Here is a 14152-nt window from a genome sequence, read left to right as displayed (position 1 = left end):
TATGGTTACTTTTAAATTCCATCAAATAAAACATTTAATCAAATCTAAAATAAAATGCAACAAAAACGCAACTTTTTGTTATAAGTATTTGATATTTATATTTAATAAAGGGGGTTGGTGCGCCTTTTTTTTGATATATTAGCCTTCATAAAATAAGCAATTTTATATATCGTTAAAATCCTAATACAGAAATATACGATACGCAAAAGCATATGGAATTATAAAGAAACAGTTGATGTTTTAAGAATGATAATTAAGTAACTACTATGTACAATAAGTGGAGTGCTTTGAATGATGTGAAGAATAAGGCTTTTAAATAAGGCTTTTAAATAGGGCTTTATTTCTAGGAATAATTTTGGAATAAAAAACCACCAAAAAAAAAGACAGTATTAGTCAATACTTTAATTTAATAAAAAATAGTAGTTCACCACTGCTTTTGTTTTAAAATAAAGTCGCTATTGATGTTTTGCTATCTATTACATTGAATAACTCTAAATGGCTTTCTTTAAATGATTTTTTCTAAATCACTTTGTCTATATAATCAAAGCTAATTAAAGATGGGATAAAACAAATGAACAAAATAATCTGTATTCTGATTCTCAGTTGTAGCGCACTTTCAAGCTTCAGTCATGCCTGTGATCCGACTTCATTAGACTGGGAGAAATTTTATAAAATCTATGATTCAAATAAAAATGGTACTTTTGAACTTAATGAATTTTTAAAGGTTAAAGATTTTGAACCATATCCTTGGCCAGATGATAGACGGTTTCAAGGCAAAGATAAAAACATTAAATTATTTAAATATTTAGATGAAAATCAAGATGGAAAACTTGTAGAAGATGAATTTGTCAAAATTTACGGTTTATTACCTAATCCTTGTACTAATTGGCCTGATAAAGCTTGGTGGAAATTTTGGTAAGTGATTCAAAATATATATCCTAAGGTTCGTCAGAATAAGACGTTTTGTTTTTCTTCATCACGCGGAAAAGTGACAAACTCATCACGCATTTCAAAGAAATATTCATGAGCGTTTTCTTTATCAACATTCAATCAATCTTTGCGGTATTCTTCTGGTATGACTATGATTGAGCGCTTTTCATTGTCAGGCGCGTGAAATTGCTTCATGAAAGGGTGGTTGTCAGAATTGATCGTAAGCATTGAAAATGATCTGACTTTTGAATCTTTAATTACAGCATCATCGTAGATTGCAGTAACAGTAAACTGATCAACTTCGACATCAAGTTAGGCGAGGGCATCTCTGGTGGGAATTTCATAGTTTGAACACATTTGCGTTCATTCTTAATTTTCATTTTATCTTCTCTACATTTGTTATTATTTTAATCGAATCCATATAAGTATGAACGTATGCATATTGAAAGCAAACCTTGTCTCCATTTTTAATTATTTCGTTATTTTTAATTTTATTATGAAGATCAAATTGTGGAAAAATATTAAATGCCTCAACTTTATTTTCATCATTTTTAAAAGCAAAGTAGTCTTCCTTAAATCGAGCATTTATGGTTTTTACACCTAAAAAAGTACCGCATATATTTATTTTACTCTCTGAATTTATCGTGGAATTGATTCTAGATCTTGTAGAAAAACTGTCATATAACAAAAAAACAAGTATTCCAATAATAAGCAAAATAATAAATTTCATCTTAAATTTACCAACTATCAACGATATCAGACCAGTCTTGAATCATTTTTCTTCTCTCATCTAAATTTTGAGCATGGTTATATGTACAGCGTACAATGTTTTTATCAATATGGGCGAGTTGCATTTCAATCCATTCTGAACTGTAATTTTTTTCATGCAAAATCGTGGATGCTGTGGCGCGGAAGTCATGAGCAGTGCAATTTAGGCCCATTGTTTTTAATGCCTGGTTAATTGTGCTTTTGTTCATTACTTTGGACTTATTAAAGACTGAACAAAACACATATTCATCGTTAGATTGGATTTTTTGGTTTTTAAGGATTTCAACCATTTGCTTACTCAATGGAACCAAGTGTTGACGGTTCATTTTAATATTTCGCTCACCGACAAGAAGTTGATCTCTAGATGCAGGTGGGATAACTATTAAATCTTTTTCAAAATCTACCCAATCCCATGCTAGGTCTAGTTAGATTGGCAACAAACTATCAATTTAGAAGTTGCATCATTGGGGCTTGAAAGTCAGGGTATATTGTGGCATATTTTTGTTATAGTGCGCGAAGTTATAGTAATTCACTAGATATTAAGCTCACTTTTTAGTGAGCTTTTTTGTTGGTCAAATCTTTTATGATTAACCAACATTTAGCCAATTTATTAGAGTGAATATTCACTAACTTTAAACTTAATTACTAACAATATTTATATTTTTTGATTTATTGAATCACATAAGAATAGATAGAGATGATTGCAGATATATTTAGTAAAACTCTTGGCGGGTTAAGAAAAGATTATTTCATTAGAAATCTTATAATTGGTATTGTTGCTGCTGTACTAGCTTGGTTGATGATAGATACATTAGAGGCTAGAGCAACCACACCAAAACCATTCTGGAATTTAGTTATTATAAAAGGATTTTTTATATTAAATGGGCTGTTATACCCCTATGCAAAATATTTATATGATTATGTATGGGAGGTTATTACTGGAGACGCAGTTTACGTTTACTCTATCAATATCATTACAATATGGTTCAAGCTAATTGCAAGATTAATGTGCTTCTTTTTTGCATGGGTATTAGCTCCAGTTGGACTACTTATTTTATATTTTAAGAATAGTTAATTTTTTAATTAAGCCACTTTTGAGAGTTTTTTAATACTTAAAGATTTTTAGTTTAGTTAATTAGCGAATACCTGAATCCTAGCAATCAGACAGAATGCAACCCCTGAAATAAATCCGCAAAGTAGGGAGAAGATGATCCCGTAAAGGTCAGGCATTCGTTCGGGTCCACCATTTAACAGATAAATGTAGGCTAGAATGTAACTGGTGCAAGTAGAGTGCACCAAAGGCACAATCGTGCAGAAGATAAAGCGTTTATATTGCGAAGAAAGATAGCCATCGGTAAAACCAGTGTAAAGGTGATAGTGTATGTAAAGGGAAGCCCAAACATAAGACAGAGAAAAAACATCGCAAAGGCGCCACCAAGATCTCCTTGGAAAAGCATAACTGTACCGTATGCCATTCCAATGACTAAAGGAACAACCAAAGGGGAGATAGACACCCCCTGTTTCAGGCTTCCTTCATGCTGAAGTTTAGAGTTTTTATAATGCATATTCATCAATCGAATGCTTGTAAGATTAGCTTGTCAATTGTGTCACTTTAGCATTGCAAAAGGTTTTACAAAAGATTTTCAATTAGATCAATAAATTATTGAGATTTAGTAGTAGTCCCTCACAGTTGAGGCTTTTTTAATACTTAGAGGAAAGCTATGACAGACACAGTACAGGTTAGAAAAGACTTAGAGCTTTGCAGTGTTGAGTGATTGATTAAACCTAAGCAAGTCTTGATTTAATATCAAAGTTTGCTTTATAAACAGATTTACATATTTTGGGTTAGGGAGGCTATTTATTGGATGAAATATATATTTTTCTTAGCAATAATAGTGTCACTACTCATAATTATCTATAAACCTAGTATTCCCTCAGAAAATAAAGAAAGTAAAGAATTTGGTGGTGTATCAAAAAGTATGCTAAAAAAAAGCAGGTTGAATTTTGATAAAATAGAGAAATGCAAATAACTCTAGAAATCAAATGTCCAACCTGCCTCAGTGACAGTATAAAGAAAAATGGCATCAAAGTAGATGGGAAACAAAACTACCAATGCAAAGACTGCAAACGTCAGTTTATTGGTGACCATGCTCTGAGCTATCTAGGATGTAATTCTGGCATTACTCGTAAAATATTACAGTTAATGGTCAGAGGCAGCGGTATACGAGATATCGCTGAAGTTGAGCGCATTAGTATCGGTAAAGTCTTACGGACTTTAACTGAATCGGCCTATCAAATTCAGCCTAAACAAAGTCATTATGAATCTCTCGAAGTAGATGAATTCTGGACTTTTGTTGGAAATAAAAATAATAAACAATGGCTTATTTACGCCTACCATCGAGAAACAGGTGAGATTGTTGCTTATGTTTGGGGTAAGAGAGATTTAGCTACAGTCCAAAGGTTGAAGACAAAGCTTAAACAATTAGGTATTCACTACACCCGAATTGCAAGTGATCATTGGGACAGTTTCATCACTGCTTTTAAAAACTGCAAGCAAAGTATTGGTAAGTTGTTTACTGTAGGAATTGAAGGTAATAATTGCAAAATAAGGCATCGAATAAGGCGTGGTTTTAGAAGAAGTTGCAATTTCTCCAAAAAGCTTGAAAACCATTTTAAAGCCTTCGACTTAACCTTCTTTTACATCAATAATGGCTTCATTTAATGTCAGCATACTTTTTAAAACACCACCAAGAATTTCATAGACTAGGGACAGTACTAACTGAATGCCAGGGCATAGACCCACCCAAAGAGCTGGATAAGAGAAAGTATTACGATTATTGTAAATGCGTTAAGAATCCTGTTGATGCACGTAACAAGGAAGAAAAAGAGGAGAGTTGTATTGAAGATTTAAGAGGCGCGAATTAGTCGGGATTTTTGTTTTATTTTTGGAATTCTTTATATAAGAATTATGAGTGTAGAGTAAAAAGTATGCTCATTGCACGACAATAAAGCTAAAGGATATGAGGGCGGGCGATCCAAATTTTTCGTCAGGATTAAATCAAATTATATTAATTTGGGCTTGAACAATAATTTTACTCATTTTATTAAATCCAAACTTCCTTCGAGAGAACTTTTAATAGGTGATATCAATGGAAATTAAGCAATTGTAACCGATTTATTAAGGCTCTAAATATTATTGTTTTTATTTGGACTAAGCATCTCGGTCTATACTTCGAAAGCCTTCTATTCTCCATTTTGTTAGATTGAACAATAGAGCGTGTATATTTGAAGTTGAGGACATTGGGAAAAATAGGCTAAATTAAATAAGATGAAAGTTTTTTATGACATAATTCTTTCAATGAGAACAACTTTTAAGAAATCAGTATGACAAGACTTCACATCGAAAATAAAAAAAATGCTCATTTAACAGATGAGGCTCAAGAGTTGATTTGCTTTGCAAAAATTTGTGATATTAAATCTTGGGAAGAAGTCCTGAATCAGTATGTAGAACTAAAAGAGAAAATTGCTCCCAAAAAAGTTTTATTGCTGTTAGAAGATATTGGACAATGTAACTATACTTCGATGCATGCTTCTATGGGTGATGGGCTTTACTTTGATGTATCAGAATATATTGAAGAAGGTGAAAACGAAGATGCCAGTTATGAGAATGCTTTACCTTTTGGAGTTCAGTATCATATTGAACAACTCTTAAAGCCAGAGAATCATGTAAGTATTCGTGACTTGCATGGAAAATTCAGTTATAGCCATCAAGATCTCTCTACTTTAATGCAGATTAATATGCATCCTGAGAAAATTTTGGATGAATGTGTAGAGGTAAAAGTATTAAGGAATACAACTGAAACTCAAAAGTTTGCAGCACAGCTAAATGGCTATTTTAGTTGCGATCTCAATCCATTTGAGTCTTTTAGCTTAATTCAATTTTTAGATAAAAATTTTGGCTTAGAGTACATTGGGTTAGGTGCAAGTTTATTATTCTTTATTAAAACATCAAAGTTTACAGCAAGTAGTTTAGATGAACTATTTAAAGAGTTGGATAAAATTTATAGTTTTAATCAAACTATGAGTACACAGTTGAAAGAACATTTTTTAGTTCATGATTATATCATTTTACCCTATGTAGAATCATTGGAAGTATTTGTTTTAGATTAAGATAGTTGCTGGATATGATCGCTCAGTACAATATACACAGTTTGAAAAATCACAATTAAATGTATAGCCAAACCTCCCTCAGGAGGTTTCTTTTTAACCCTATTATTAGTATCTTGGTCTAAATTTATAATTTAGGATAGGTATGAAAAAACTAATAATATATCTCTCTACAGGATTTTTGTTACTTTCTAGTATATCTAGCTTGTTTTATAGTCTTGATTTGTTTGAAAATTACCATTCAAAGGGAAGAGAATTGCCAGATAAAATATATTCTGTACCCTTAGATAGCCATGGCACAGTTCAATATGTATCCAAAGATCAAAATAATAGAATCAATTCCTTTTTTTACATCGCAGGGCTTTGTTTTATATTTTCTGCTGGAGGATTGATTTGGATTCAAAAAAATAAAGTTGGCGGTATTTGAACTGGAAAACTTAAACCAGAATGCCTGAGATATTCTTAAAACAGTATAATCATAAGCACTGGAATAGCTTTTTGCATAGACGGTTTTTGTGCATTCTTCTTAGACTGGTTCCTTTTTATCTAAATTATTAGTATCTTAATCTCATTAATTTAGGGGCATCCCATGAAAAGAATAATTTTAATTTCTGGTTTATTGATTTCAAATTTTTGTTTTGGAGCTAACTGGATAGAGGTTGAGAATAAAGAGGGGAGTTCAGTACAAGTAGATATAGACTCAGTTAAATCTATATCTAGTCAAAAAAAATTGGCATGGACTAGGGTGATAAAAAATGAAGATAATGATTTGATAAACTCGACTATGAACGTTGAAGTAGATTGTTCAAATAAAACTCTTAAAAATAAAGAATTAATTATTCGTGCAAATGAAGAAGTAGTTTTCCAAAATAGTAAAATGAATAATAAAACGTATACTCCAAAGCCTGATTCGGGTGCTGGGTTAATTCTAAAAACTTTATGTTCATAAGCATCGAAATGCATTAGTGCATTGACAATTATGTAACATTCTAAGCCAGTGGTTTTACACCACCTAAAATGTTAAATTTTATCTATTTATAAAACACTAGTTTAAGTGAACTTTATATGAAAATTTTAAATATAATTTTAATTGCATTTTTATTTTGTCTTGGATCGAATGTTCAAGCTCAAGAAGGGCAAAAAATTACAAATGATACAACTTTAGCTAGGTGGATGAGAGCACCAAAAGTTTCGTTTAAAAATGAATTATTAGAAGGCTATGACAGGAATGTTGTAATCTCATTTAAAACTGACGCGAGTGGCAGGGTTGAACACGCTGAAGTGTTTAAAAGTAGTGGATTGGAAGAATTAGATCATAAAGTATTAAGGGCTGTTCAAATGTCTAAATTACGAGTTTGGAATGAAGGAGAAGAGAAAACCAATTATCCTGCTCGTGCAAAGCAACCTTTTCAATTTAATGTTTCAAGAGAAGCTAAATTCAACTATGAACCAAGAATCGCTGTAAAAAAATCAGATTTGGAGGGGGAAAATAGATCAATAACAATCTACTCAGAAGCTGATGACCATGGGAAACTTACCAAAGCAGAGATTACTAAAAGTAGTGGATTAACTAAATTAGATAATTACGTATTAAATGAATTTCGAGAAAAAGCAAGCTTTCAACCATTAAATATTAACGGCAAACCTTATCCAATTAAAAATAAAAAGGAATTTTATTTTTCTTTAGATTCTGCTAATGAAGGGTAGACTGTTTCTTTTCTGCAGAATTTAGTAAAACGAAACCCACTCTCCCGAGTGGTTTTTTATATTCTAAATCTTCAACAATTTTCATTAGTTAATTTTAAAAAAAATTGATAGTTTTCTAATATTAAGTCAAATAAAATAATAGAAACATAAGGGGGAATAAATAAAAAAACTAATTTTATTAGCAACTTTATAGCTAGCGCAAACCAATACACGCTAAAAAAATCAATTGGGATGCATAGCAATATAAGATTAATTGATCAAATGAAAACAAATTTATTCATGTTATCGATATTAATATACAAATGTTATTAATATTTTTTAATAAAACATTTAGTTTTATTAAAATTGATTGGCATTATTACTAAGCTAAAATATCACTTGCTTAGCTTGATTTTAAATTAAATTGTTGAAATTTAATAACATATTTTATTTGTGTTATCTGGGTTAAATTTTACTTGAGATTTTTTTTAATAACTATTCTTGTATTTTATACGCTTAATAGTATATTAAATTTGTACAAAATTTTTACAGCAAATATAGTGTTTTGTATTTTATTTTTAAATAAAAATGATAAACTGTTCACACTCTATATGGGGCCATGGGGGCTAAATGAAAGAAGAAATAAAAATCGCTATATTCGGTTTGAGTTTAAATGTGCTCGATGCAATTAAGCAGAAAATACGATCTATGTATGATGACTCACTTCAAGTAAGTTGGGCGAATATTGCTGACCCTCATTTAGATATTCTTCTTGTGAATGATATGTTTTTTAGTTCACCTACAATTCAAAATTTGGTCGGTGTCAAAAAAGTCCCTTATTTACGTCTGGTCAATAAGAATGAAAAATCAGGGCAAATAGAAGGAGATAAATTATATTTACCTTTTTCACCCTCAGATGAAATTCGAAAATGGTTTAAAGATCGCTATTTACATGTACCTGTCAGTGAGAAAACCGTCAATATTGTCAATCAGATTTCTAAAAAAGCCGATTTAACCAAGGTGGTTCCTGAGCTTTTTAATGAACGAAATGGCAATGTTCAAGTATTCGACTCAAAAGGCAACATTGCATTAGTCAATATACGCACACAGCAAGTTTGGATAGATCCATTACGAAAAGTACAAGGGACGGATGTTTCTTTAAATTTTACTTATGCAACTATGCAAATGGCACAGTCTGTGAGTACTTTTCAAGGTATAGAACTTAGATCTTGGGTGTGGAATTTATTGTGGTATTCAGATGATGTCAATATTCCAATCAATTCTAGCGATTGTTATAAACTGCTAGATTGGCCGCAACCGAATCATCAAAATGAACGGCAAATGGTTTTTAAAATAGCAGCGTGTTTTGAATTGGGAGCAAGTGTTTCCCAAGTGGCTCAGAAAACAGGCTATAGCAAAGAACAAGTCGCTAAATTTGTTTCAATTGGCATATTGACCAATGCGCTGAAAAAAATAGCGCTTGAAGATGCAAAACTGCATACTGAGGAAAAACAATCTTCAGGCATTTTACGTGGGTTTTTTGGTAAGTTAAGGAAAAAATTAGGGCTTTAAGTGTGTAAAAACATACAAATCAAATAAGGCTTTTAAAAATTAACCCTTAAATCAAGTTTGTTTAAACTGACACGATAAGTAAATCTATATCCAGTTTATATGATGCAGTGATAAGTTTAAAAAATAGGTGATGATGTGATCTTACAAAAGTATAAAATTGTTTTTGGCGGTAAAATGGGTGCTGGTAAAACAGAAGCAATCAAATCATTATCTGAAATTTCAGTCTTATCTACAGAAGCACAAAATACAGATGAGCAGGCACACAGTAAGGCATTGACCACTGTTGGGATTGACTATGGCGAAATCAAATTAGATGAAGGCGTTATTGTTGGATTATATGGTACGCCAGGGCAGGATCGCTTTGATTTTGTTTGGTCAGTGATATGTAAAGGTGCAATCGGAGCGGTCGTATTGATTGACCATACGCAAAAAGATGCACTTGAAGATTTAAAATTTTATTTTCAAAGTTTTAAAGAACATCTCAATAATATTGTGGTTGGTGTGACCCATATAGATGAAAATCCGCAGCATCTATTAAAATCGTATAAAGATTGGATGCAATTAAATCAATTGACCATGCCAATTTTTGCAGTAGACGCCAGAAAAAAAGATGATGTATTGATCATGGTTGAAGCGCTCATTGCAAGGGCAGAAGTTGAATTTGGCTAATTGTCGATATAGTAGATCGTAGATTATAAAATCATATTACTTTATTAAGGGCTGTATAGAACAATGTTAAAGGCGTATACAGACTGAATACGCCTTATTTTAATGCTTTTGAAATAAAAAATTGCCATCATCTTAAAAAATAGTCGATAAAAAGTGTTGTTCGCGTAATATAAGCACCAAGATAAAACATTTTATTCAGTTTGCACAAAAATAGTGCGTTAAAATTGTGCGTAATAATTTTAAAATGAGAAGTGTGTTTGAATATGGTGCAATTCTATTTGCACTCAGTATAATAGATGGAATTTAATCGTTGCTAAGCTTATTTTCTGATAAGAAATTCAATATTTTAGCAATTATTTTAAAAGTTGGTATGCTACTTGCTATATAAATACCAACTACTAACACGCACTTCACAAGTGCAACAAAAATTCATTGGAGCAAAATGAGCATGGCGAACAAGGTCCTTCAACTCATACAAGAAAGTGGCGCAAAATGGGTCGATTTTCGCTTTACTGATACTAAGGGTAAAGAGCAGCACGTAAGCTACCCATCAGACACTATCGATGAAGATACTTTTGAAGATGGTAAAATGTTTGATGGTTCTTCAATTGCTGGTTGGAAAGGCATTGAAGCATCTGACATGATTTTACGTCCAGATCCTGAAACTGCTTTCCTTGACCCGTTCTTTGCTGAAGCAACCATCGTCGTTACTTGTGATGTTATTGAACCATCTACTGGTCAAGGCTATGACCGTGATCCACGTTCGATTGCTCGTCGTGCGGAAGAATACCTAAAATCAACAGGTATTGGTGATACTGCATTCTTTGGTCCAGAACCAGAATTCTTCGTTTTTGACGAGGTTAAATGGGACATCGATATGTCTGGCGCTCGCCATACATTAATCGCTGAAGAAGCTGCTTGGTCTACAGGTAAAGACTACGAAGCAGGTAACTCTGGTCACCGTCCTCGTGTTAAAGGTGGTTATTTCCCAGTTCCTCCAGTAGATTCTTCACAAGATATGCGTGCTGAAATGTGTGCACGTATCGAAGACATCATGGGCCCTGGTCGTGTAGAAGTGCACCATCATGAAGTTGCATCTTGCCAATTAGAAATTGGTGTAAGCTTCAATACGATGGTTCGTAAAGCTGACGAAGTTCAACAGTTCAAATATGCTGTTTGGAACGTTGCGCATCAATATGCGAAAACAGCGACGTTTATGCCTAAGCCTATGGTTGGTGATAATGGTTCAGGTATGCATGTTCACATGTCCATCTCTAAAGATGGCAAGAACTTGTTTGCTGGTGATGAATACGCTGGTCTTTCAGAAATGGCGCTTTACTTCATCGGTGGTATCATCAAGCATGCGCGTGCATTGAATGCGATCACAAACCCTTCTACTAACTCGTATAAGCGTTTGGTTCCTCATTTCGAAGCGCCAATTATGCTTGCTTATTCTGCACGTAACCGTTCTGCTTCGATTCGTATCCCATACGTTTCTAGCCCTAAAGGTAAACGTATTGAAGCACGTTTCCCAGATCCAATGATGAACCCATACTTAGGTTTTGCGGCATTATTGATGGCTGGTCTTGATGGTATTCAAAACAAGATCCACCCAGGTGAAGCAGCTGATAAAAACTTATATGATCTTCCTCCTGAAGAAGAAGCTAAAATCCCAACAGTTGCGCATAGCCTAGATATGGCACTTGAAGCACTTGAAGCGGATCATGAGTTCCTTCTTAAAGGTGGTGTATTCACAAAAGAAATGTTGGATGCATACATCGAGCTTAAAACTGAAGATGTACGTCGTTTAAATACGACGACTCACCCAGTTGAATTTGATATGTACTATAGCTTGTAATTCGTTTTCGAATTTAAGTGATGAAAAACCTGCCTTGTGCAGGTTTTTTTATGCCTGAAAATTAGAAATTCAGCATTTTAATTTTAAAATTATGAGAGGGGAGAATTGTTAGTAGTGGTGTGTTTTGATTTTGACGATAAAAAGCCAGTTAAATAACTGGCAATGAATGAAATTTAAAAATATGCTTAGTGTGAACCCGTGATATTCTGTTGATATTTCACCATATATTGTTCACGAATTTCATTACGTTCATCAGATGTTGATGCTTTTTGCATTTTTTTACGCATTTCGTTGCGCTCAGCAGTGCTCATTTGCTGCCAAACTTCACGCATTTTTTGCTTTTCTTGTTCAGGAAGCTGAGTAAACCAATCCATGCGTTGTTGCAGTGCTGCACTTTGATCAGTCGGAATTTCTTTTAAATTTTGATAGCGCTTAATCAGTGCCTTTTGCTCATCCTCAGAAAGGGCATCCCATGTTTCATTGACTTGACTGTTCGCATCTTTAGAAAAAATCCAAAAACGTTCAAATCCAGCAAAACTTGTTTGTAGAAAACCAATAGCACAAAATGCCAAAGCTAATTTTCTAGCTGCCATGAGAATTTTTATCCTCACCAAATACCGATAACATGTCTAAATCTTCCATCATTTGAGGTGAAAGTTTAGGACTAATCACCACTTGTTGTGGGGTTTGTGATTCTGGTGATATATCAAAAGCATTGGGAATCACAACAAAACCAGTAATTGCCGCTGCAAGTGCAAAACCAGTCATTTTCCAGTGACCAAAACGTGAGGTTTGTTTATCTTGGATATGGTCAAGCACATTGTTCATCACCACTGCTTTATTGCGGTGATGACGTGCAGCTTCATCCAGTTTTGCCGTCACTTGTTTGGTGAAATCATCATTATTCATGTGATGAACCTCCATACGGATTTAAATGTGAGAGCGAAGTTCTTAGTCCTTGAATAGCTCTGTGATAATGAGTTTTTACACTACCTTCTGTACAGTTCATAATAGATGCAGTGGTTTGAGTATCAAATCCTTCCCAAGCACGTAACATAAATGCTTGTTGCTGGCGTACAGGGAGGCGGCTAATAGCTTCTTGAATTTCCTCAACGGTGACATCTTGATCTAGAAATTGAAGTGGATTAGGTGTGGACTCATCCACAATTTCCATAGCTTCTTCATCATCAGAATCTAAATCAATTTTTCGAAATAACGAAAATGGAGAAGCGCGTCGTGCTTCTTTGCGTCGCCAATCTTGTAATTTGTTATTTAAAATTGTATAGAACAGTGGATACCATTCTTCAGTAGATTTCTCAGCATAAGATTTATGTAAGGAAATAAATGCTTCCTGTACCAAATCCATCGCAATCCCATTGTGACCTTGGGTTGCATTTTCCATCATCACTAGGGCACGACCCGTCACGTCCTGCATGAAAAAACGCAGGCGCTGCTCACTCGTACTCGTTTGAGCACTTGCTGTTTCAGACTGTGACTTCTTTGGTGCTAAGTCCATAGAGATGGAAAATCCCGTCATGGGTACCCACCATTATTTTAAATTCATATCTCTATAACGTTAAAAAAATGGTTTGGGTTGACATGTAAATCAATTATTTTTTTCAGTTTAAATGATTTTTTCCAATAACGGGCAATATTTAAAATAAATTAACCTTATAGTCGTTGTCTAACCATTTCAAAGAAACAAATCGAGCCAGCAACTGCAACATTGAGGGATTCTTGACCACCGGGTTGCGGAATAGATACCGCTTCTGCGCGTTTAAGGGCGAAATCTGAAACACCTTGACCTTCATTACCTAAAATCCAAACACATTGTTTGCGCAGGTTTTTAGTGTAAAGGCTTTCTGCCTGATGCGAACTGGTCACATACACAGGAATTTTAAATTGCTTGAGCAGGTCTTCAAGGATCACGTTTTCATATGTGTGTAATGAAAAATGCGCACCCATACCGGCACGTAATACTCGCGGTGACCATAATGATGCAGAACCTTTGGTACAGACAATTTGTTCAATACCCGCAGCAGCCGCTGATCTGAGTAATGTACCTACATTGCCTGGATCTTGGACATTTTCAAGAATTAGCGTGTCTTCAGTAAAATTCAGTGCCTGAGTTGAACTCGGTAAATCCACAATGGCTAGACATGCAAGGCTGGTCCCAAGGGTACTTAAATCTTTGTATAAAGATTCACCGACCACAAACACGATACCTTGATATTGGTCAAGGATGCTGCCTAAATCTTCATGATCTAAGGCATGTTCAGTGGTGAAAATTGAATTAATTTTTCGACCTTTTTCTAACCATGCAAGCGTAAGATGGGTTCCCTCAAGTACAGTTTGTCCTTGTTTTTTACGGTAAGCATTTTGTTCAATTAAACCTCTGAGGTGTTTAATTTTGGGATTGTCTTTTGATTCAAGGAAAATTGTAGGCATGGGAGAGTACGTCCAAAAAATTAAGTAGGGTCTGTGATCATTCTATAAAGAAAT

At 33.8% G+C, this 14152-nt stretch carries 15 protein-coding genes and 2 pseudogenes; 10 read left to right on the top strand and 7 right to left on the bottom strand.

The genetic code is table 11. The annotated features are described in order from the left end of the window. Positions 1–571 precede the first annotated feature (571 nt). Entirely contained in the window at positions 572–919 is a 348-nt protein-coding gene (locus tag MTO68_RS15085; RefSeq protein WP_244013162.1) for an EF-hand domain-containing protein, read from the top strand. A 29-nt stretch (positions 920–948) separates the two neighbouring features. On the opposite strand, the pseudogene MTO68_RS15080 reads toward MTO68_RS15085, so the two are convergent. The 3 genes and pseudogenes from MTO68_RS15080 to MTO68_RS15070 form a co-directional block, all read right to left on the bottom strand. Next, positions 949–1227: pseudogene (locus MTO68_RS15080) on the bottom strand (SOS response-associated peptidase); the annotation flags it as partial. A 79-nt stretch (positions 1228–1306) separates the two neighbouring features. Next, on the bottom strand, positions 1307–1660 hold the full coding sequence (locus tag MTO68_RS15075; RefSeq protein WP_244013161.1) for a hypothetical protein: 354 nt from the start codon (positions 1658–1660) through the stop codon (positions 1307–1309). A 7-nt stretch (positions 1661–1667) separates the two neighbouring features. Next, positions 1668–2108, bottom strand: a pseudogene (locus MTO68_RS15070) (site-specific integrase); the annotation flags it as partial. A gap of 287 nt (positions 2109–2395) precedes the next feature. Between MTO68_RS15070 and MTO68_RS15065 the strand changes: the two are divergent. The 9 genes from MTO68_RS15065 (at position 2396) to glnA (ending at position 11650) form a co-directional block, all read left to right on the top strand. Beyond that, positions 2396–2773, top strand: coding sequence for a hypothetical protein (locus tag MTO68_RS15065; RefSeq protein ID WP_244013159.1), 378 nt, complete (start codon positions 2396–2398; stop codon positions 2771–2773). 945 nt (positions 2774–3718) lie between these two features. After that, positions 3719–4420, top strand: coding sequence for an IS1 family transposase (locus MTO68_RS15060; RefSeq protein WP_005005861.1), 702 nt, complete (start codon positions 3719–3721; stop codon positions 4418–4420). Positions 4421–5082: 662 nt separating this feature from the next. Then, positions 5083–5868, top strand: coding sequence for a hypothetical protein (locus tag MTO68_RS15055; RefSeq protein ID WP_244013157.1), 786 nt, complete (start codon positions 5083–5085; stop codon positions 5866–5868). Positions 5869–6010: 142 nt separating this feature from the next. Further along, a complete protein-coding gene (locus MTO68_RS15050; protein WP_034611761.1) occupies positions 6011–6292 on the top strand; it encodes a hypothetical protein in 282 nt (93 codons plus the stop codon). 162 nt (positions 6293–6454) lie between these two features. Further along, positions 6455–6814, top strand: coding sequence for a hypothetical protein (locus tag MTO68_RS15045; protein ID WP_034611759.1), 360 nt, complete (start codon positions 6455–6457; stop codon positions 6812–6814). Between the two features lie 116 nt (positions 6815–6930). Continuing rightward, positions 6931–7572, top strand: coding sequence for a TonB family protein (locus MTO68_RS15040; RefSeq protein WP_034611757.1), 642 nt, complete (start codon positions 6931–6933; stop codon positions 7570–7572). A gap of 609 nt (positions 7573–8181) precedes the next feature. After that, positions 8182–9123, top strand: coding sequence for a hypothetical protein (locus MTO68_RS15035; RefSeq protein ID WP_244013155.1), 942 nt, complete (start codon positions 8182–8184; stop codon positions 9121–9123). Between the two features lie 135 nt (positions 9124–9258). Then, a complete protein-coding gene (locus MTO68_RS15030) occupies positions 9259–9792 on the top strand; it encodes an ATP/GTP-binding protein (RefSeq protein WP_244013153.1) in 534 nt (177 codons plus the stop codon). A gap of 442 nt (positions 9793–10234) precedes the next feature. Continuing rightward, positions 10235–11650 carry a type I glutamate--ammonia ligase gene (glnA, locus tag MTO68_RS15025; protein WP_016539490.1) on the top strand — a complete coding sequence of 472 codons (1416 nt, stop codon included), beginning with the start codon at positions 10235–10237 and terminating at the stop codon, positions 11648–11650. A gap of 185 nt (positions 11651–11835) precedes the next feature. On the opposite strand, the gene MTO68_RS15020 is transcribed toward glnA, so the two are convergent. The 4 genes from MTO68_RS15020 to MTO68_RS15005 all read right to left on the bottom strand — a co-directional run bounded on the left by MTO68_RS15020 (position 11836) and on the right by MTO68_RS15005 (position 14098). Continuing rightward, positions 11836–12243: a DUF3106 domain-containing protein gene (locus tag MTO68_RS15020; RefSeq protein WP_004724554.1), complete on the bottom strand. Its 408-nt coding sequence runs from the start codon at positions 12241–12243 to the stop codon at positions 11836–11838. Then, positions 12233–12559 (bottom strand): hypothetical protein, encoded by a 327-nt coding sequence (locus tag MTO68_RS15015; RefSeq protein WP_105714121.1) that lies wholly within the window; start codon positions 12557–12559, stop codon positions 12233–12235. Before MTO68_RS15015 ends, MTO68_RS15020 begins: the two co-directional genes overlap by 11 nt. After that, positions 12552–13166: an RNA polymerase sigma factor gene (locus MTO68_RS15010; RefSeq protein ID WP_016539489.1), complete on the bottom strand. Its 615-nt coding sequence runs from the start codon at positions 13164–13166 to the stop codon at positions 12552–12554. Before MTO68_RS15010 ends, MTO68_RS15015 begins: the two co-directional genes overlap by 8 nt. 155 nt (positions 13167–13321) lie before the next feature. After that, positions 13322–14098, bottom strand: coding sequence for an RNA methyltransferase (locus tag MTO68_RS15005; RefSeq protein WP_004822686.1), 777 nt, complete (start codon positions 14096–14098; stop codon positions 13322–13324). Positions 14099–14152 lie beyond the last annotated feature (54 nt).

This window comes from Acinetobacter sp. NyZ410 (assembly GCF_022828975.1).
GTDB lineage: Bacteria > Pseudomonadota > Gammaproteobacteria > Pseudomonadales > Moraxellaceae > Acinetobacter > Acinetobacter guillouiae.
This window is presented reverse-complemented; position numbering and strand designations above follow the sequence as displayed.

What these genes read in the sequence shown, in the direction of transcription:
- MTO68_RS15015 (WP_105714121.1), bottom strand. Translation starts at nt 12,559, where the DNA reads ATGAATAATGATGATTTCACCAAACAAGTGACGGCAAAACTGGATGAA.
- MTO68_RS15040 (WP_034611757.1), top strand. Translation starts at nt 6,931, where the DNA reads ATGAAAATTTTAAATATAATTTTAATTGCATTTTTATTTTGTCTTGGA.
- MTO68_RS15075 (WP_244013161.1), bottom strand. Translation starts at nt 1,660, where the DNA reads ATGAAATTTATTATTTTGCTTATTATTGGAATACTTGTTTTTTTGTTA.
- MTO68_RS15010 (WP_016539489.1), bottom strand. Translation starts at nt 13,166, where the DNA reads ATGGACTTAGCACCAAAGAAGTCACAGTCTGAAACAGCAAGTGCTCAA.
- MTO68_RS15050 (WP_034611761.1), top strand. Translation starts at nt 6,011, where the DNA reads ATGAAAAAACTAATAATATATCTCTCTACAGGATTTTTGTTACTTTCT.
- MTO68_RS15055 (WP_244013157.1), top strand. Translation starts at nt 5,083, where the DNA reads ATGACAAGACTTCACATCGAAAATAAAAAAAATGCTCATTTAACAGAT.
- MTO68_RS15065 (WP_244013159.1), top strand. Translation starts at nt 2,396, where the DNA reads ATGATTGCAGATATATTTAGTAAAACTCTTGGCGGGTTAAGAAAAGAT.
- MTO68_RS15005 (WP_004822686.1), bottom strand. Translation starts at nt 14,098, where the DNA reads ATGCCTACAATTTTCCTTGAATCAAAAGACAATCCCAAAATTAAACAC.
- MTO68_RS15085 (WP_244013162.1), top strand. Translation starts at nt 572, where the DNA reads ATGAACAAAATAATCTGTATTCTGATTCTCAGTTGTAGCGCACTTTCA.
- glnA (WP_016539490.1), top strand. Translation starts at nt 10,235, where the DNA reads ATGAGCATGGCGAACAAGGTCCTTCAACTCATACAAGAAAGTGGCGCA.
- MTO68_RS15045 (WP_034611759.1), top strand. Translation starts at nt 6,455, where the DNA reads ATGAAAAGAATAATTTTAATTTCTGGTTTATTGATTTCAAATTTTTGT.
- MTO68_RS15020 (WP_004724554.1), bottom strand. Translation starts at nt 12,243, where the DNA reads ATGGCAGCTAGAAAATTAGCTTTGGCATTTTGTGCTATTGGTTTTCTA.
- MTO68_RS15035 (WP_244013155.1), top strand. Translation starts at nt 8,182, where the DNA reads ATGAAAGAAGAAATAAAAATCGCTATATTCGGTTTGAGTTTAAATGTG.
- MTO68_RS15060 (WP_005005861.1), top strand. Translation starts at nt 3,719, where the DNA reads ATGCAAATAACTCTAGAAATCAAATGTCCAACCTGCCTCAGTGACAGT.